Origin of the sequence: Affinundibacterium fentianense (genome assembly GCF_018139545.1) — a bacterium.
Classification (GTDB): Bacteria; Pseudomonadota; Gammaproteobacteria; order Burkholderiales; family Burkholderiaceae_D; genus Undibacterium; species Undibacterium fentianense.
In genome coordinates, this window is the sequence record NZ_JAGSPJ010000002.1 from 237,548 (window position 1) to 257,746 (window position 20,199).

The 20,199-nt window shown below is 47.0% G+C and carries 13 protein-coding genes; 7 read left to right on the forward strand and 6 right to left on the reverse strand.

The genetic code is table 11. The annotated features are described in order from the left end of the window. Nucleotides 1-41: 41 nt before the first annotated feature. The 3 genes from KDM90_RS05885 to KDM90_RS05895 all read left to right on the forward strand — a co-directional run bounded on the left by KDM90_RS05885 (nucleotide 42) and on the right by KDM90_RS05895 (nucleotide 4,132). The gene (locus tag KDM90_RS05885) at nucleotides 42-1,427 is read left to right on the forward strand and encodes an MFS transporter (RefSeq protein WP_212674672.1); all 1,386 of its coding nucleotides are present in this window, start codon (nucleotides 42-44) and stop codon (nucleotides 1,425-1,427) included. A gap of 1 nt (nucleotide 1,428) precedes the next feature. Continuing rightward, entirely contained in the window at nucleotides 1,429-2,340 is a 912-nt protein-coding gene (locus KDM90_RS05890) for an SMP-30/gluconolactonase/LRE family protein (RefSeq protein WP_212674673.1), read from the forward strand. Nucleotides 2,341-2,407: 67 nt separating this feature from the next. Further along, the gene (locus KDM90_RS05895; RefSeq protein WP_212674674.1) at nucleotides 2,408-4,132 is read left to right on the forward strand and encodes a glycoside hydrolase family 43 protein; all 1,725 of its coding nucleotides are present in this window, start codon (nucleotides 2,408-2,410) and stop codon (nucleotides 4,130-4,132) included. Nucleotides 4,133-4,243: 111 nt separating this feature from the next. On the opposite strand, the gene KDM90_RS05900 is transcribed toward KDM90_RS05895, so the two are convergent. From KDM90_RS05900 to KDM90_RS05920, 5 genes are all read right to left on the reverse strand, one after another. Continuing rightward, on the reverse strand, nucleotides 4,244-6,163 hold the full coding sequence (locus KDM90_RS05900; RefSeq protein ID WP_230409635.1) for a glycoside hydrolase family 28 protein: 1,920 nt from the start codon (nucleotides 6,161-6,163) through the stop codon (nucleotides 4,244-4,246). Between the two features lie 23 nt (nucleotides 6,164-6,186). Continuing rightward, nucleotides 6,187-8,934: a pectinesterase family protein gene (locus tag KDM90_RS05905; RefSeq protein ID WP_212674675.1), complete on the reverse strand. Its 2,748-nt coding sequence runs from the start codon at nucleotides 8,932-8,934 to the stop codon at nucleotides 6,187-6,189. A 44-nt stretch (nucleotides 8,935-8,978) separates the two neighbouring features. Then, a complete protein-coding gene (locus KDM90_RS05910; RefSeq protein ID WP_329605299.1) occupies nucleotides 8,979-9,875 on the reverse strand; it encodes a rhamnogalacturonan acetylesterase in 897 nt (298 codons plus the stop codon). Between the two features lie 114 nt (nucleotides 9,876-9,989). Beyond that, a complete protein-coding gene (locus tag KDM90_RS05915; RefSeq protein WP_212674676.1) occupies nucleotides 9,990-12,701 on the reverse strand; it encodes a TonB-dependent receptor plug domain-containing protein in 2,712 nt (903 codons plus the stop codon). Nucleotides 12,702-12,921: 220 nt separating this feature from the next. Beyond that, complete coding sequence (locus KDM90_RS05920; RefSeq protein ID WP_212674677.1) at nucleotides 12,922-13,611, reverse strand: FadR/GntR family transcriptional regulator; 690 nt, start codon at nucleotides 13,609-13,611, stop codon at nucleotides 12,922-12,924. 525 nt (nucleotides 13,612-14,136) lie between these two features. Between KDM90_RS05920 and garD the strand changes: the two genes are divergently transcribed. The 4 genes from garD to KDM90_RS05940 all read left to right on the forward strand — a co-directional run bounded on the left by garD (nucleotide 14,137) and on the right by KDM90_RS05940 (nucleotide 18,512). Further along, nucleotides 14,137-15,711: a galactarate dehydratase gene (garD, locus tag KDM90_RS05925; protein WP_212674678.1), complete on the forward strand. Its 1,575-nt coding sequence runs from the start codon at nucleotides 14,137-14,139 to the stop codon at nucleotides 15,709-15,711. A 136-nt stretch (nucleotides 15,712-15,847) separates the two neighbouring features. Further along, nucleotides 15,848-16,663 carry an NAD-dependent epimerase/dehydratase family protein gene (locus tag KDM90_RS05930; RefSeq protein WP_212674679.1) on the forward strand — a complete coding sequence of 272 codons (816 nt, stop codon included), beginning with the start codon at nucleotides 15,848-15,850 and terminating at the stop codon, nucleotides 16,661-16,663. A 494-nt stretch (nucleotides 16,664-17,157) separates the two neighbouring features. Further along, a complete protein-coding gene (locus KDM90_RS05935; RefSeq protein WP_212674680.1) occupies nucleotides 17,158-17,886 on the forward strand; it encodes a hypothetical protein in 729 nt (242 codons plus the stop codon). Between the two features lie 62 nt (nucleotides 17,887-17,948). Further along, nucleotides 17,949-18,512, forward strand: coding sequence for a papain-like cysteine protease family protein (locus KDM90_RS05940; RefSeq protein ID WP_212674681.1), 564 nt, complete (start codon nucleotides 17,949-17,951; stop codon nucleotides 18,510-18,512). A gap of 171 nt (nucleotides 18,513-18,683) precedes the next feature. On the opposite strand, the gene KDM90_RS05945 is transcribed toward KDM90_RS05940, so the two are convergent. Further along, a complete protein-coding gene (locus tag KDM90_RS05945) occupies nucleotides 18,684-20,075 on the reverse strand; it encodes a hypothetical protein (RefSeq protein ID WP_212674682.1) in 1,392 nt (463 codons plus the stop codon). Between the last annotated feature and the right edge of the window lie 124 nt (nucleotides 20,076-20,199).

A 20,199-nucleotide genomic window follows, 5' to 3' on the forward strand; every position in this document is an offset into this window, starting at 1 on the left:
ATTAACTGCAGTACCAAAAAAAAATAAAACCGGAGACAAATATGTCAACACATGCACCAGTCCATGCTACAGGCATAGGCAAATATCGATGGACCATCTGCGCCCTATTGTTCTTTGCCACTACCATCAATTATCTTGATCGTCAGGTATTGAGTTTACTGGCACCGGATTTGAGTAAAGAATTTGGCTGGACTAATAGTGATTACGCGAATATCACCGCAGCTTTCCAATTTGTGTATGCGATCTCAATGTTATTTGCAGGTCGATTTATCGATAAGATTGGTACTAAAAAAGCGTTTATCTTGGCGATTACCGTATGGTCGCTCGGTGCCATCATGCATGCGTATGCGATCTTCTTTGGCGAGGCAATCAACAGCATCGCCACCGCTTTAGGCTTGGCAGCAGTACCAGTCTCGATTGCAGGCTTTATGATTTCTCGTGCTGTATTAGCCATAGGTGAAGCTGGCAATTTTCCTGCAGCGATTAAAGCGACCGCTGAATACTTCCCTAAAAAAGAACGCTCTTTTGCGACTGGCATTTTTAACTCTGGCGCAAATATAGGCGCGGTGTTAGCACCGATCGCCGTACCGCTGATCGCTGCCGCATGGGGTTGGCAAGCAACCTTTATTATTGTCGGTGCGGTTGGTTTTATCTGGCTCGGTGCATGGATGGTTTTTTATGACAAACCAGAACAACAAAAGCGCTTGTCTGCAGAAGAACTGGCGTATATCAATCATGACCAAATTACAGATGGCGTCGTTGAACAAAGCGACAATGGCAAAAAATTCTCTTGGTTTCAATTACTCGCCTATCGTCAAACTTGGGCCTTCGCTTTTGGTAAATTTATGACCGATGGCGTTTGGTGGTTCTTCTTATTTTGGTTACCAAAATACTTAGCAGCGCAATACGGTATGAAGACCACCGAGTTCGTTGTTCCTTTGGCGGTGTTGTACAGTATGACCATGGTTGGCAGTATTGGCGGTGGATGGTTACCAACTTATTTTATTCATCGCGGTGATGCGCCCTATGATGGTCGGATGAAGGCAATGTTGATGATTGCGGTTTTACCTTTGGTGGTTTTGCTAGCACAACCTTTGGGCTACTTGAGTTTCTGGGTTCCGGTGATTTTAATAGGTATCGGCGCATCGGCACATCAAGCTTGGTCGGCGAATATCTTTACGACGGTTTCTGATATGTTCCCGAAAAAAGCAGTCGCATCGGTGGTCGGTATTGGTGGTATGGCGGGTGGTTTGGGTGGCGTCTTGATTACCAAACTCGGCGGCTGGTTATTTGACTACTATGGCAATCAAGGTCAATTACAGACTGGCTATACCGTGATGTTTGCGATCTGCGCACTCGCCTACTTAGTCGCTTGGAGTGTGATGAAAACCTTGGTTCCAAAATACAAAGTGATTAGCGATCTCTAATATGGTAAGCACACAAACCCCAGATATCATCCGCGTTACAGCACCACAAACGACGATTCGTTGTGGTGTGGGTGAGAGCCCGATCTGGGTCGCCAAAGAAGGGGCTTGGTATTGGGTTGACATCACTGCCAAAACTATTTGGCGCTTAGACGGCTCTAGCGGTGCGGTATCACGCTGGCAAACCGCAGAAATGATAGGCTGTCTGGCACCTCACAGCGATGCTGGTTTTATTGCAGGGATGGAGAGTGGCATCTTCCATCTCCACCTAAAGAGCGATGGCAACATCCAAGCCAAAAGATTAGCTGCACCCATCGCATCGGATGTTGGCATGCGCTTCAATGATGGGCGTTGCGACCGTCAAGGCCGTTTTTGGAGCGGCACCATGTTAATTGACATGTCAGAACCACGCGCCGCTGGTCATCTATATCGCTATAGCAAAGAACATGGCATCTCAGCACCGATCATCTCCAATCTCTTTGTGCAAAATGGACTAGCTTGGTCACCCGATGGTCGCACCATGTACTTATCGGATTCGCATCCGAATAGCCAACTGATTTGGACCTTCGATTACGACACCGATCACGGTGTGCCCCACAATCAACGCGTGTTTGTCGACATGAAGACGATGGCTGGTCGGCCTGATGGCGCAGCGATGGATGTCGATGGATGCTATTGGATTTGCGCGAATGATGCGGGCTTGATTTTACGCTTCACACCCGAAGGAAAACTGGATCGGCAAATCATCGTACCAATGAAAAAGCCAACCATGTGCTGCTTTGGTGGTGACAAACTCGATACCTTGATGGTCGCTTCGATCGCCGCAGGACAAGCACCCGAAGATCCATGGGCGGGTGCCACGATCCTACTTCAGCCTGGTGTGCAAGGTTATGCGGAAACTGCGTTTGCTGGATAGACCTTAGCTACATTAGCACGACCAGCGACATCATTCACCGCACCAAAGAACTCTACAAAGGAAAGTCATGAACTGCTTTGATAAAGCACTCTACTGCTTATTGTCGTCCGTCTTCTTGCTTGTCCAGCCAGTACATGCACAACATCACCAGCAAGCAGATTCCAAGCCGGTGTGGGAGCCAGATCTAGGGAATGGTCGCTACCGCAATCCAATTATCCACGCAGATTATTCTGACCCCGACGTAATACGTGTTGGCAAGCACTACTACATGACAGCCTCTAGCTTCAATAGCGCACCTGGACTACCACTATTGCAATCCGAGGATATGATCCATTGGCGCATCGTCGGCCATGCCCTACCAAATCTGATGCCCGCAGAGAACTTCCGCACACCACAACACGGCAAAGGAGTATGGGCACCTAGCTTGCGTTTTCATGATGGCAAATTTTGGATTTTTTATCCAGATCCTGATTTTGGTATTTATGTCATGACCGCCAAAGAATTTGCTGGGCCATGGAGTACACCGCATCTCTTAGTTGCAGGCAAAGGCTTAATCGATCCAACGCCGCTATGGGATGAAGATGGAAAGGCGTGGCTATTACACGCTTGGGCGAAGAGTCGTGCTGGTTTTAATAATCAACTGACTCTACGTGCAATGGCTCCGGATGCCAGCAAACTCTTAGACGACGAAGGCACACTCGTGGTCGATGGCAATCAACTACCTGGCTACAAAACCTTAGAAGGCCCGAAATTATACAAACGCAATGCTTGGTACTACATTTTTGCACCTGCCGGCGGCGTCGAATTTGGCTGGCAATCGGTGTTTCGTGCCAAGAATATCCTTGGCCCTTATGAAGAAAAAATCGTGTTAGCACAAGGTGATAGCAAAACAAATGGACCGCATCAAGGTGCATGGGTCACGGCAGAAGATGGCCGCGATTGGTTTTATCATTTTCAAGATAAACGTGCGTATGGTCGCATTGTGCATTTGCAACCGATGCAATGGAAAGATGATTGGCCAGTGATGGGAAAGATGCATCCAACAACTGGCATCGGCGAACCTGTCGATACCTGGGAAAAGCCGGTATTGGAATCACATTTAACTAACTTAGCAAATCCACCCAGCTCGGATGATTTTTCGAGTCCGACGCTAGGTTTGCAATGGCAATGGAATGCCAATTGGAACAGCGATTGGTATTCACTCACGGCAAATAGAAATCATCTACGTTTATACCCACAAGCACTGACCGCATCGGCATTGGCGTCTTCGCCCTTAATCGATTATCCAGCCATCCTTTTACAAAAACTCCCCGCACCAGCATTCAACGCTAGCGTCAAACTCAAACTCAATACCCACATCAATGGCGATCGTGCTGGATTAGTCTTGTACGGTTTGCACTATGCTTGGATAGGAGTAGAAAAACATCAAGACCATTATTTGCTGCAATACCGTACCTGCACTAGTGCAAACTTAAATCTACGCTGTCAGGAAAAAATTGTGCATTCAAAAATCATAAAGCGAGCCGAAATCCATTTAAAAATTGCGCTCAATTCAGCTGGCATGGCGCAGTTTTATTACAGCGAACAAGGCGAGCATTTTACCGCTTTCGATACCGAATTTAACGCTGCACCAGGACGTTGGGTAGGAGCGAAAGTTGGCTTATTCCATATGAGCACTAGCGATGTAGCAAGCTCCACGCTAGTTGACAACACGAACAGCAACCAAGCAAAGTCGACAAACAGATTTGCCGACTTTGCTGATTTTCGAATGCGCCCCAAAACAAATGATTGAGTGGCTCAATCCGATACTTGAAATGTGGTGCCCCCACTTTTTGGTCAGAAAAGCAAAGTATCTCGGCACTACGTTCACGTGCTAAGAGAGCCAAAGCTCTTTAATTGCCACCTAACTATCAATCGTTTGATCAAGCACCTTGCCGTTAATCCTTACATTCTTTAACTGTAAGCCTTTGACATTGTAAAGAAACATCGCTTGAGTCTGATTCACAGTTTGGCCAAAGTCACAGTTTTCTATCTGCACATTCGATACCGGCAACACCGCTGGCATCGGTTTTGCACCATTGTAGTCTGATGCCACTGGCCCCAAGATAACGATCGCTTGATAACATGAATATGATCCGGACTTTGCTGAGACATTGCCAACCTTGACGTTGGATAGATGAATATTTCGCACTTCTGGTGGACGGATCCTTACATTGTCGGCGACTGGCGCGTAATCACAATCGAATACGACGACAGCTCCGGCTGCACTCGCTACGGTTTTTGCCGCGAAGGGTGAGTTGGGTAAAAAGGCATAGTAGGATGGACTCAGTTGTACGCCATTTGGGATCGTCACATTGCGCACGTAAAAATGGCGTAAGAAACCACCACGATTCATATTCGTCTTTAAACGAATCGCAATATTCAAAGGATTTGTCGCCCAGTTTTTGTTTTCAAATAGAAGATTTTGCGCGTAGATATGCTGAATCCCCCCCGCCATCTCACTCCCTAAGGTAATCGCACCATGTCCACTTTGCATCGTGCAATTTTGAATCACGATATGCTGTGATGGACCGTACTGCGTGTCACGATTTTTACCCGCCTTGATCGCAATACAATCGTCGCCTGAATCAAAGGTGCACGATTCAACCAAGACATATTCACAGGCTTCGGGATCAAAGCCATCACTGTTCGGACCATGGCTATTCGCCAGCACTTTTTCTAATTTTAAATCGCGGCAATTGACAGGGTGATGTACCCAAAATGGCGAGTCCTTAGCTTGGTAGCCTCGCAGCAAGACCTTGTCACAACCGATCAATTGAATTAAAGGCGGGCGGAGAAAATGTCCTTGACCAAACACACGTTTAGGTAAGGGAATACCGGCCTCTGACAATGCAGGCAAATACGCTGCGTCCGCGCGCCAGCGCTCACCTTCTCCTTGAATTAATTTGGCTTGCGATTCTGAAATTGGAATCAATTCCGATAAGGCTCTCGCATTCAAACTATTCACCGCATTTTCAGACATCTTTCCCGCTTTCGCATTGGGAATCGTACCTTGTCCTATCGAATTGATCGTCCTTTGTTTCCCTTTCCAAGTCCACCAACAATCGCCATCATCATTAAAAGCAACACCGCCCTGACCATCTAGTACACTGGTCCAATCTTCCCCCGTCAAGGCAATATTGGTTTGACCAAAGGCGTACACCATAGGAGAGTAATTCAAGCAATCATTACTTTGCCAACGTGAAATAACTAAACGACCGCGCTCACCACAATCGACGTTGCCATATTTAGCGTAATCAGCCGGTTGATGGCTAAAATAAATATGCGCGCCAGCTTGTAAATGCACATGTACATTCGACAATAATACTATCGGCCCAGCACAATACCAATTACCTTTGGGAACCACCACACGACCGCCACCAGCCTGGTGACAAGCTTGAATCGCGGCAGCAATCGCCTGGTAGCAATCATCCGCATCAGCAACTGGGCTAGCAAGTTCGCCCTGCTCCTCAAAGGACTTCCAAGCTAGGACTTGGCGCAATGCACAAGTCTTCGCACCGAACTGCGTGATCAAAAAATCTTCATCACGAAACATAAGTTTGTTTTGAAAACGATCAACGATCGCCTGTGCTGCTTGCCAAGGCGCTTTCATCCATCCCTCTTGGGTCGTCGGTGACGCCAATGCCTGTTGGGAGGATGTTCCAGCCAAGACAGTCCTACTGAGTGCCGCACCACTGACTGCCATTCCCGTCCGAGAGACCTGACGCAAGAATTGACGACGACCTGCATGGGATTGACTATCATTTTTTAGCATGTCTACCATGACAGACTTCTTTTTATTGTGCATTATTTTCTCACTTCGCCATTGGGCTCTAAATGGATATTATTAAACTCACCCAAGAAAGTCGCTGCAGCACCAGGCGCCAAACTATCCAAATTCTGATAGCCCAAATCTTGAATTGGCTGTATGCCTGCTTCTAGAAGGTTCGTCCAATAATCGAACACCGAAAATTGCGCAGGCCGAAACGCCAAGCTGCCTTTTTTATTCCAATCTGCCCATGGATGTTGCGGATGAATATGCTGGCCGATTTGCGAATTTAGAATGACAGTCTTGCCGACGGTTTCCAGTACCTTTTTTGAGATACTACCCACCGGTGCTTGATAGGCATCGACATCGGCCAATGTGCAACGATACGATGCAAGATTAATCGTCGCGTAGGGAGTACATTTTTGTGTATGAAACCACTGGCGCCCTAGGTAGAATTTGCCTGCCAAAGCATTTGCGCTACCGTCATGCGTAAAATTGACTTCATTAAACACAAAGCCATAAGGCGTGCGCACATTGGTATTCGGCGCAGTGACATACGAAGTTGAACGATCGCCTAACGACTTGATTTCAGAACGATAAAAATAAGCGGTCGTATCGCCGAAAATAAAATCGACATTACCTTCAACATAAGATCGATGAAAAAAGCTACGCGCCGTGTGGGCAATCGCGCTCGATCTTAAAAACAATGTATCTTGGAATCCCAAGACACGGACGTTTTCGAATTGCACTTTATCGGCGCCCTCGACCATCAGCGCAACCGCTTGATGCTGCACTACCACCACAGGTGCGGTGCCAGCGGTCGCACCACAAATGGTGTTCGGACATTCCGCGCTGGCATCGACTTGATCTTTGTTGTACGTATTTTGAAAAGTGATGTTTTTTGCTTGGAATCCATGACCACGTATCCACGCAATGGCTGAACCACTAGTACCAATCACAGGGCGGTCTTTAAGCGATGCATACATCTCTTGAATACTAGGATCGACTTGTGCAAACTGCGCACCAAAACGATGGATGTATGCAGTCCCTAGCAACGCAGCATGCGCGCTCGCTGCAATCTTGGTTTTTTGCGCATCACTCTCATTCGAATACAAGGTAATTGGCACTGCGGTCGCCGGCACGTACATCAATTCACGATAAGTACCTGGTTTCACCAAAATATATAAACGCGCCTTTGTCGATTGCGCTGCAAGCAATTGCCGCCCATCTAATACCGCTTGATTGATCGCTGCTTGTACTGTGTTAAATTGCGTCTTGCCATCAGCAAGCGCGTTCGCATCCACTACATAATCAACCGGTAACTTCGCTCCCGTCACCAGCGCATCTGACAAAGGATTCCACGGATCGATAAGGGGCTTATGGGCTGGCCCAGTGCTACGTAAGACATTCTCAATCGAATACGCTTGCGCCTGCTGGCTACTTAATTGTGGGCGAAAATTGAATGGCGTATGCACAGGAAAATCCGCAAAGCGATTAGCGCACGCAGAACTCGATGGAGTGTCCCAAACCAGATTTTCCGCTTGCTCTCCAACCGTGATGTTCTCTTGCGCTATCTGTAGATGAGCAAACTGAATCAACTGTGGTGAATTGGCTGCGGCGCTGCTTTGCGCAAAAGCGACCGACATCGGATGGGTTCGATCATAGGCACGCAAAACAATACGACCGGGCGTCAAACTATGTACGCGCTCAAACACAATATCCTTATATGTCGGAATCTTGTCGCCGACTGCAGCTTGATCATAACGCGTATCTAAATCAATCGGGCGCTTGCTATTACGTATGCAAATATCTTCATAGCGTACTTGTTCGACCACGCCACCGCGCGACGCATCACTCTTGATACGTAAGCCCGATGTGGTGCCATCTAGACTCAAATTTCTCACCAAAATACGTCGTACACCGCTATTGGTTTCGCTACCGATCGACATGCCATGACCACTGTAGAAGTGACTATTCAAGATAGAGACATGTTCGGTCGCACCACTATTCCCGCCTTTAATCGCGATATTGTCGTCACCAGTACGAATATAACTATGCGCAATCGTGATATTGCGTGAAGAGATAGGATCAATACCATCCGTATTGCGTGCATCTGCTGGCGTATCAATCTTGATGCCCCACGCGGTGAAGCCATCGGATTGGCTTACTGTCACGTGAAAATTGGGGGAATTACGCAAGCGTATGCGATAAAACGTAATGTCTTGCGATTTCTTAATTTCAATCAGGCGCGGAATATTGTGCTCATTTTTTTCCCGTTGTGCACGACGCGCCATTTGCCACCAAGTTTCGCTCTTGCCTTGCACTAATTGGCCACCTTGTCCGTCGATGACGCCATCGCCATAGATACCGCTCCCTTTAGCATTCTCTATGGTGATAAATGGATTACAAGTACGTCCTTTCTCTGCGTTGACGCCACATGTCTTTCCTCCTTTATCGTACAAATTTGCATCGGTGCTCGCATATAAAGTCGCGTCCCGATCAATGATTAAGCCGACGCCACTGGGAATCTGTAAGGGTCCCGATTGAAAACTGTCTTTCTCATTATTTGCGGCAAGCTGTACTGCTTGGCCGACTGGACAGGCATCTAATGCCGCTTGAATTCTTAGGGAATCTAATTGGCGCAATCCCTCAGCATAGGTTTGGGTTGCTGTCAGCACGGTGCAAACCTTAGGGAAATGTGGCTCGCGTACTTGTCGAGTATCTTGGGCATTGGTGATGGGTATAGACAATATACTCGCCATTCCCAACATCAGAGCTAGAGACATTTTGATTCGCTCTATTTGTATCGTTTTTTGTTTTATGGATTGCATCATTTTGTGGATTCTCCAGCTGGCTTCAAGAATGCGCGGATACTTGGAACATGCTCTCGCAATAGACGCTCTACCATCGTTGCAAAGTAAGCTGCACCTTTCACGCCAACATGGGTGCGATCGAAAGCAGACTTGGCTGCGCCTTGGGGCTCTAATTTATTCGGATCGATCACAGTGCTATTGTCCACTTTCGGCGGTGGTGGCGCGACGGCTAAGGTATCGGCCTCTGCCTCACCCATAGCTTGGACTGCGGCATGGCTCTCTGCATTCAGCGGTAATAGTGGTGTTTGCGTCTGCACTGCAATTTTTTCGACGGCATCCGCCCAGGGTTTCAAATTATTTTCCAAAACACCGTCGCGAAAACTACGCCGTGTCAATGGTGTGACTAAAACAGGCACGCCACCCGCTTGTTTTACCTCCTCCACATAACGCGTCATATTGACGGGAAATTCGCTGACGAGATCAGTCGAACGTCCTGGTTTTCCGGGTTGATCGTTATGACCAAATTGAATCAAGATATAGACAGGCATTCCCTCTTGCGAAGATTGGGCCAACAAATCTTGCACGCGATTCCACAGACCTTCTGCACGAAAGCTCGCTGAGCTGCGTCCTCCACGTGCCAAATTAATACAATCCACATTAGGATTAAATCGCCCGCACAAGGCGTCGCCGTAGCCACTTTTTGTCGCCATCGTTGAGTCACCCACGAGTATCACGCGCAACGCTGGATGCGTGACAGGTGTCACTGATTGCGCAGCGGCCAAATTGCTCGCCACCAATAGAATGGCGTATAGATTCCTTTTAAAAATAGTCCTGAAATTGTAGGTGAGATAGCGTGGTGTCATTTTTATTTCATCTTCACGATTGACGATAATGAATTCAAAAGGCGTGTTCACAACGCATGATACGTTGTCGACTTCGAACAAAAAGAAAAGCCCAGTATCAGCATGATCAACTTGATCAATTCGAATACTGGGCTGCACAGGTCCAAACTTAAAGTTGCGACGAGTTTAGAACGTATAGGTCACGCGCGTGTTGAAAGCACGACCTAATGGGCTCGCTGCACTGCTCAAATACCCGTTATAGCCACTGTGATTGGTGACGGGTGGATTCACATCGAACAAATTGTTCACACCGACCACAATGCTAAAGTTTTTAAAGCCCTTGTAACTCATCGTGAAGTTATACATCGTGTACGCTTCGATATCGCGGTAGTATTGGGCTGCAACGAGATTTTGATCGTGATAGCCTGTGTTGTAGTTTTGTGTTAATTGCGCGGTCCAATCTCCCTTTGCCCATGACAAAGCAAGATTATGTTTCCAACGGAAAGTAATAATCGGCAAACTACTTGTTGTGCCATTGCTCGCCAGACCAAAACGTCCGATATTCGAAACAAATTCGCCACCCTTTTCCAACTGATTATCGAATTGGGTCAAATAGGTTCCATTCAATTGCAATTTGAATGTTCCTAAGTCAGATTTGGGGAAGGTATAGTTTGTCGCTACGTCAACGCCTGCCGCCTTTTGCCCACCCAGATTCATCGTTGTATTCTTAATGTATAACAATTTTCCTGTCGCATCACGTACGAAGAAGTCCGCATAACGAGTCGGATTTAAGAAGTAAGCTTGCTCCGGCAAATTCGCCAACATATCGTCCATGTTCACACGCCAGTAGTCGAATGACATGGTCAAATTTTTCATTGGCTCCAACACCACACCTAAGGTGCCACCAACCGACGTTTCTGGAACCAGCTCTGCATTGCTACCTGTTTGTTTTGGCAATTTCACGTTACATACCGTCGCTGCCACCAAGCCCGGCAATGGCTTACCTGTGTTGGCGATGGCTGGCGTCGCACTTGGACATTGCAAAGGATCATCCCATGCGGATGCTGTCGTGGTTGTTGCGCCCGGTAAGCGATAACCATAACGATCAAACAAGGTCGGTGCACGGAAGCCGGTGTTCGCCGAGCCGCGGAACATAATGGTTGAATTCGGTTGATAGCGGAAACTTGCTTTCGGATTAATCGTATTGCCAAAATCACTGAAATGATCGTCGCGCACTGCAAGATTCACATTCAATTGTTTGGTCACTGGAATATCCAATTCAGCAAATAGAGCGGCGACATTCCTCGCTCCTTGACCTCGTGATGGTGTCGAAGCTGCATACGTCGCTGCAAGTCCGACATCTGTCTTCACGTCTTCCGTGGTATCGCGATGAAAGTCAGCGCCCAAAGCTAAACCCATCGATCCTGCAGACAGCTGCATAATCGGCTTGTTCAGCGTCAGTTCTAAGCCTGTATATGTACTCTGCGAGACACGCAATTTTTGGCCATTCAGAGAAATGCTGTCGAGATAGGCTTTCCCTGTTGCATCTTGTAATCCGAACGGATTCAAAGCGCCGCTCGTGATACCTGCCAATAACTTAGGACCATCCAACGCACCTGAATTCAAGTAACCTACGCGGTCACTTATGCCGATCACCAAACCCGCTTTATAGTCCCACCCACCAATCACACCCTCATCAGTGAAATTCAATCGTTGATTAGTTTGTACATCACGCGTTTCATAGATGCCCGCATCCGCCACACTCCATGTAACTAGTAAAGGTGCGCCCGTTACGCCTGTAACGGCTGGCACACCGCCTGTTCCACCGGGATACCATTTGCTAGTTGCGGGCAACAAAGCCGTCACACCATTTGCCGCCAAGCTCGTCGTTGGAATTTTGGTTCCATAGATACTGGCTTCACCCCTTGAGTAATCAACCGAAAACAAATGATCATCACTGATTTTCTTCGTCGCCTTGGCGAAGAAGGTCAATTGCTCACGACCATAAATCGCTGTGTTGTATTCCGCATTATTGATAACACAGGTATTCTTTCCACCTTGTATTGAATAGGGCGCCAAACATCCGCTTGCATAGTAAGGATTCGCTGCAGCGAAACTTTTATTGCTGGGTATCGTGAAATTCGCGGGGCTAGCAAAACCACCACTTGCCAGTGATGGAGCGCGCCCGATACTGGTCAACAGCTCAGTGGAAGTCAGTTCAGCCCGATCCGATGCGGCTAAACGGCTACGACGCAAACCATCTAGGGTCGCATAGACGTTCCAACCATCCTTTTGCAAATCACCGGCACCGATGGTCATACTAAGGCGTTTTTCGTCACCACCGCCGTCACGTTGCGGATCAAGTATTTGTCCCGTGATCGAAGCACCGCGATATTCACGCTTGGTAATGAAGTTGACGACGCCACCAATCGCATCCGAACCATAAATTGATGAGGCGCCATCGTTCAAAATTTCCACACGCGCAATCGCACTCATCGGTATCACGTCCAAATTGGCATAACCATCCGCAATCGCCTCGTTCGCGAGACGGCGGCCATTCAAGAGCACCAAGGTGCGATTGACGCCCAAACCACGCAAATTAATATTGGTTCCAGATCCCGCATTGGATGGTGCCAGAGAATTGGATTGTGGCAAGGCCATCATCAGGTCCGCTAAGGTGGTCATGCCACGCTTTTCAAAGTCTTCACCAGAAACGCTGGTGATCGGCAAGGACGCCTCGCTCGCTAACCGTTTAATTGAAGATCCGGTAACCTCCACGCGCAATGGCTCCTGCGCCGACGCTTGCTGCATCAATCCCATCACAGCGATGGTGATAGCGGACAAGGCCAAGTGTTTAACGGGGGATTTTTTTATCATTTTATGACTAACTTGCATCATTTTGTCTCCTACTATTTTTAAAATGGAAGCCCAATGTCAATGCTGACGCCTAGACATTGAGACCGTAGCCGGAATACCTCGCGTATCCCTTGCCGTCGCGACGAAAGGCAGCCAATTGGCGCACTAGGGTCTGACCGGTCAGATTGATTCAAACTCTTTTTCTCATTGTTCCGTGCATTGACTTTCCCGTCCTTCTGCATCGCACGCAACATGCGTATCGCTATCCTCTTGAAAATGTTCGGGTCACTCGCTCTAAATGCGCACGCATCGCACGCCGCGCCTCTGCTGGATCGTGCGCCACGATCGCAGCTAAAATTTGTCGATGGTCGCCCAATGTTTGCTGCCTCAATTCTTCGGTTTGAAAGTGTTCCTTAAGCCGATGCCACAAACTGCCACGCTGATTCCACAAATACTCCAAAGTACCGACCAAGGCACTATTCCCTGTGGCTCGTGCTATCGCTAAATGAAACTCACGATCCGCATGCTCATTGCTGGCTGGATTGTGATGGTGCTTCTCCATCTCCAACACCGCCGTCAAAATCGCATCAATCGCACTATCAGTTGCCACTCTGGCAGCAATCGCAGCGATTTCAGTTTCAATCAAACGACGTGCCGATAGAACTTCAAATGGCCCTGGCCCAACTTCTGGAATACTCTCCCCTGGTCGTTCTGCACACAAATAAACGCCAGAGCCACCACGCACTTCCAAAATACCCCCCAACTCCAAAGCCAGCACCGCCTCACGTAACGAAGCACGACTTACTTGCAAACGTGCAGCAAGTTCACGCTCAGACGGCAAACGCGCACCCGCACTCAGCCCTTCTTCGACAATTAAAGCTTGAATACGATTAGCGACGATCCGGTAAAGACGCGGCTCCTGCTCGGCAATCAGATTGGTTCTTTTTAGCATGCTCGGTTTCTGCTTTACTCTGACTCGGTTCTATCAAAATGCAAACGTCTCAAATCAAACGCACACACAACAAGCGTAGTTGCACCAACCCTATACACACCAATCAAACCGCTCTCGCAAGGTGGATGCACTGCGCTATCGATTTCACCGTCAGTTGTCGCGTTTTCGCTGCATCTGGTAAGACCATTCTAATGTGGTTAGACCAATTTTGCAATGTGGACTAGCCAAATATTTTTTTTGGTGGCATACTCACCACATCAAGAAAGCTCCAAAGAGAATCGAAAAAGATATTGCAGAGCGCAAATCTCTTTCCTTAAGTCCCTCAGTTGTAACGAGACTCAATAAGAAGCGGCAAGATCGTGTATCCGCACATTCAAGTCGACAAGAGGATTAAAAGCGCAAGAATCAAGTGTATGAACGTCCATTGCTTTGGTCTGACCAATAATAAAATGACGAAACGCAGATTGCTTGCAAAGCGTGATTAAGGCAAAAAAATAAAAGTAAAAGACTGGAAGAGAGGAAAAGATGGCTGCAGATATAACGACTCCGCTATTCATACGCATGCATGAAAAGGATAACGTCGCCATCGTCGTCAATGACGGTGGCTTGCCCGCAGGCACCCAATTTGAAAATGGCTTAACACTGTTGGATGCAGTCCCACAAGGGCATAAGGTTGCACTCACTCCCATATCGAAAGATCAAGCGATTATTCGCTACAACGTCACGATCGGTTATGCACTATCTGATATTGCTGCGGGCAGTTGGATACAAGAATCTTTGGTACAGCTGCCGCCCGCACGTGAACTCCAAAACCTACCAATCGCCACGCGCTCTGCACCAGCCATGCCGCCTTTAGAAGGTTATACATTTCAAGGCTTCCGAAATGCAGATGGCAGTGTCGGAACGCGTAACATTTTGGCGATTACCACGACAGTCCAATGCGTTGCTGGGGTAGTCGAGTTTGCGGTGAAACGTATTAAAGAAGAACTACTTCCAAAGTATCCTAACGTCGATGATGTCGTGGGTCTAGAACATAGCTATGGCTGCGGCGTGGCGATTGATGCCCCCAATGCGATGATCCCGATTCGTACGGTCCGAAATTTGAGCTTAAACCCTAATTTTGGCGGACAGACGATGGTCGTGAGTTTAGGCTGTGAAAAATTGCAGCCAACTCGCTTATTTCCAAAACCAACAATACCAATTCAAATCGAATCAACAACGTCAACAACGGCCATCGCGGAACCAGATGTGGTTTGCTTGCAGGACAGTAACCATATCGGTTTTGACAGCATGATCACAAGCATCATGCAAACTGCGGAAAAACATCTCACCCAACTCAATCGACGCCAACGTGAAACTTGTCCTGCGTCCGACCTTGTCGTTGGTGTGCAGTGTGGCGGCAGTGATGCGTTCTCCGGCGTGACGGCAAACCCGGCAGTAGGTTTCGCAACGGATTTATTAGTGCGTGCAGGTGCAACGGTCATGTTCTCGGAAGTGACAGAAGTCAGAGATGGCATTGACCAATTAACCTCACGTGCTGCGACGCCAGCCATCGCGCAAGCAATGATTCAAGAAATGGCGTGGTACGACCAATATTTGAAGCGCGGTGGAGTCGATCGCAGTGCCAATACAACACCAGGAAATAAAAAGGGCGGCCTAAGCAACATTGTGGAAAAGGCCATGGGCTCTATCGTCAAATCGGGTAGTGCGCCGATTACTGGCGTCTTATCCCCGGGCGAGAAGTTGACACAAAAAGGCTTGATTTACGCGGCAACACCGGCAAGCGATTTCATTTGTGGCACCTTGCAAATGGCTGCCGGAATGAACCTCCATATTTTCACGACAGGCCGTGGCACGCCTTATGGCCTTGCCGCTGTACCCGTCGTCAAAGTTGCAACGCGTAACGATCTTGCTCGACGTTGGCATGATCTAATGGATATCAATGCTGGACGCATTGCTAGCGGCGAAGCGACGATAGAAGAATTAGGCTGGGAACTCTTTCACTTTTTATTAGAAGTCGCAAGCGGTAAAAAGACATGGGCAGAATATTGGAAATTGCAGAACGCATTAGTGCTATTCAACCCTGCGCCTATTACTTGATAAAAAAATGACTTGATCTAAACGATCCCTGTTGTGATTGGTTTGACTGTGACCTCATGATGAAGTACGCGTCCGTTAAACCAACGCCAAATGTGATCCCCATAAAATGACAATTTTTAAATCTGCGAGACTTACTATGACCACTCCATCCAAACCATTCAATCGCCTATTGCTTACAGGTGCTGCAGGCGGACTCGGAAAGATTCTACGTGAGCGGATTAAGCCTTGGGCCAATATCATCCGCGTCAGTGATATCGCTGAGATGGATGCTGCGGGAGACAACGAAGAAGTGATACGCTGCGATTTGTCTGACAAAAGCGCCGTCTTTGCATTAATGGAAGGCGTTGATGCGGTACTCCACTTTGGTGGTATTTCAACCGAAAACACCTTCGAAGCGATCATGTCGGCGAATATTCAAGGGACCTACAATCTCTACGAAGCGATCCATAAACATGGCGTCAAGCGCGTTGTTTTTGCGAGTTCCAACCATACTGTTGGTTATTACAAAACGACAGACTACATCGATGCAAATAGTCCGCGCCGGCCAGACAGTATGTACGGTATTAGCAAATGTTTTGGCGAGGATTTGTCGCGCTACTACTATGACCACTGTGGAATTGAAACAGTCTGCTTGCGAATTGGCTCATCATTTCCAGAGCCCATTAACAAACGTATGATGGTGACTTACTTCAGCTACGATGACTTAGTCGAAATGTTGCGTTGTAGCCTGTTCGCGCCGAGAGTTGGTCATACGATTGCTTTTGGCATGTCTAACAACCCTGCCGCTTGGTGGGACAATCGCTATGCAAGCCATTTAGGTTACCAAGCGAAAGATAGTTCAACACAATTTGCAGACAAATTTCCCGACACTGCGGACTATCCTGCAAAAGACGATATTACGACCATTTATCAAGGTGGCGGATTCTTACTGAAGACACCGCAGTACAAGTAAAAATCTCTTCGTCAAATTCATCAGCTCCCCCGCCAGCAGTCAGCCTCCCCACAGATCAATCTAGGCTGCTGGCAAATTCCCTCGCATGAAGTCACAAACAGACTCGCATCACTAACGAATTCATACGATTCGCATCATCAATCTTTTTCGCGCTACGCACGCTGTCGCGTTTGAAAAACACACTTCAAATCAACACAGTTTTTCCTCAGAGTATGGAATCACATTTTTTATTTGGTATTCGCGAGCAAAACCCTGATTGTCTATTCCTCGTCATCCTTTCTCAAACTTCGTGCGAAGTAAGACACGGTCGCCCTCTTCACTTCATATAAATCAGCACAGATCTTTTTCCTATAGAGCGAATAGTGATATTTCAAAAATCACTTCTAATAGATTCACGTCTGCGACGATAAAAAGCAGGCGACTGGTGCCGATTTAGGCGGCAATACCAGCTGATTTTTCACATCACCATTTCAATCAAAAAAAGGGACACATTTATGAAATTTCCATTGAAGACCATGGTCTTGGGCATTGCCATGTTGAGCGCGTCGCCAATCTTTGCGCAAAATTTGACTAGTGGGCGCACGCAATTCGACGCAACAGCTGTCGCCAAAGCTACCGCTGCTCGCGAGCCAAGTGGACTGCGCAGCGCGGCCTTTTTAGGTCTACGTACATTGATTAACGACTTAGCTAAAGACTTAAAAGCTGGCAGCCTACCGAGTGGATTTCCGTTCGATGTGAATGATCTTTCTGAATTAAAAACCGCTGAATTGGGATTGGGATTCGAAGTCTATTCCGCTCATCCACAAACACTACTGGCCGGTGGTCGTCCCTTCGAACAAATGGTCATGGGAACAGGCGTGTGGAATTTTGTCGTTCTCGTCGACAAGCACCCAGTCGCATTGTTGGAAATGGAAAAATTCAATGGCAAATGGCAAGTCAATGGCGCAGGTGCATCCAAGTTAGCACAGGACGTCATGGCATCAACACAAAATCATGCTGGTCGGAACGCTTTCCGTTTCATCCGCATTTATCAAGCTACTGCCGATTTTCTTGAAGTCAAAGACCTAGAAGGCAAAGCAAAATTTGCGCCGCTCATCGCAGCACGTCAATCGCTACGCATGACAAACGCGATTGCTGCCGATGCCAGCCTAGCGGGCGGTCAAGATATTTTGCCATCGCTGCAAGAAGCGGTGCGTGGTCACTTAGATCGCTTTGGCAAATAATTTCACCAACCAAAACTTAAACAAATTTGATGGATCACTTTCATTCATCACGGAGACCAAACATGAAGAATATAAAACGTCACTTACAACTATTGACAGCGATCAGTGCTTTCGCCCTGAGTCAATTTGCCGCTGCCCAAACCTATAACTTAAATGTTCCACTCAAAGTACAAGAGCATAGCCAATGGTGTTGGGCCGGCACCAGCCAAATGGTATTGAATTTTTTTGGCAAAACCCCATCCCAATGTGCGGAAGTCAATTACGCTAAGGGCATCAACTATGCCTGCGGTAACACGACCTTCAACTGGAATAGCAATGCAAACCAACCGAATACAACCAATTCTATTGCCTATATTTTGAATGGATGGGGCGTCAGTTCTTCTGTCGTCGGCGTGCTTTCTCAAGCGAATTCGACATCAAGAATTAACGCGAATCGTCCCTACATCATCTTGTGGCAATGGACTGGTGGCGGTGGCCATTTTGTCGTTGTGAAAGGCTACACCAACAATGGTGCGAGCTTGTATATCAATGATCCATGGCCAGGAAATGGCGCCTACGTCAGAACATATGCAAGCACCAAGTCCGCATCGGATCGCTATTGGTATAACACGGCAGTCACCAACTAAACTGATTTTCCAATTCAGAAAACAAAATCGATGCGGTAAAAAAAATGGCAAGTCCGGATCGCGGGACTTGCCATTTTGTTTGAATTTCACCTATTCAATTCGGCTGCTTGACTCTCACAGGTGATTCGGACTGGCGAATGAAGTATCCAAATTAGTTGCTGAATTAGTGCGTCAATTGGCAGTCTCATTGTTAGTTTTTTTCCTGATGTCTAATGCCAAATCAATCTCAGTTAATAAGGCTTTGTGCTGAATTTTAAGCACTCCATCTCTCGCTTTTTTAAAATATGACATCGATAATGCATTATCTTCCGTGATTTTCGCCAAACGCAATAGACATTCCGCAATTTCTCCTCGATGGCCAGATTGTTCCGCGCGCTTAAGCTGAATCTTCAAATAATTTTCTCTTTCTAATTTTGAGCTTGAAAGTTTTTCAAGTTGTGCCGGTAAACCTTCTGTTTGCGGCTCAAATTCCTCCAACACATCGATGATTAACAATTGAGTGAGCACAGAGTGACTTCCCGTTCCCAATTCTCGCCCAATAAAAATACTTAAAAAAAACCACTCTAGCACGGTCGATACATAAGGCGTTGGCAAAACCCCTTTTCTGATACCACGTAAAAGATTATTTCCAATGTTAAATGACAAGGCATCAAGCAAACTGCTATCACCGTGCATCAAGAATACATCGCTAAAGGCAAGCATAAGTGCAGACAAAGTTTCCGACAAAAGGAGTCTTTGCTGGCCGGGGTCAGCAGTAGATTGCAAAAATTTCTGCCCTGAATTGAGTGCTTGAATATTGAACCAGAGTGGAGGTGTGTATTTAATTGATTCGGGAAGTTGATCCAAGATTTCTTCGGATGCTTGATAACGACCTTGATCATAAAGAATTTTCGCCTCACATAAACGACCACGCACAAGAATATTGTCTGGTATTTGACCTTCATTTTTTGCGGAATTCAGACATCGAAGAGCTGAACGCGCTTTACTATAAAGCGACTTACGCTCAAATATATGGGCGCGACAAATATTCACCACAAGCTGTGCCCAATCTGGCAATTTTTTTGCAGCACGGTCAGCAGAATCAAGAAATAAAAACGGGTCACAATTCACCCCTAAATAGGAATTATTCAAGCATAAGTTCGCTTGAGTAAGATTCTCTACCCAAGGAATCCATTGAGGGCTCAATAAGGTCTCTAAATTGTCCGAATCCAATTTCTTTGGTTTAGACAAACCCGAAAGCGGATTCTCAACCTGCAAACGTACAATCCTTGGCAATTGGATTTCTTTTGGTGAGACACTCAAACGAAATGGACCACAGGTTTTGGTACGATAATCAATAATAAACATTCGATCACCTTCTAACTTGTCCACATAGCGAGCGACCTGACGCGGATTGATGCAAGGAAAATAAGTCTGAATTCCTTTGAAGTCTAAGGCAGATGGATAAGCGTCAACCAACACATTCAGAAACTCAATCAAGCCAGTGCTACGCGTATGACATTGCTTGGTTTTGTACTGAATCAACATAAATGGCTTCTCATTTTGAAAAAATACTACTGTCATAAGTGTCATATATGACAAATACGAAGATAGCATAATAAACTTAACCTGATAACAAATTTATTACCCACTCAGTTACGTTAATGTAGTGCAATGAAGACGAGCACTCGCGCAAACCTGACTGAAA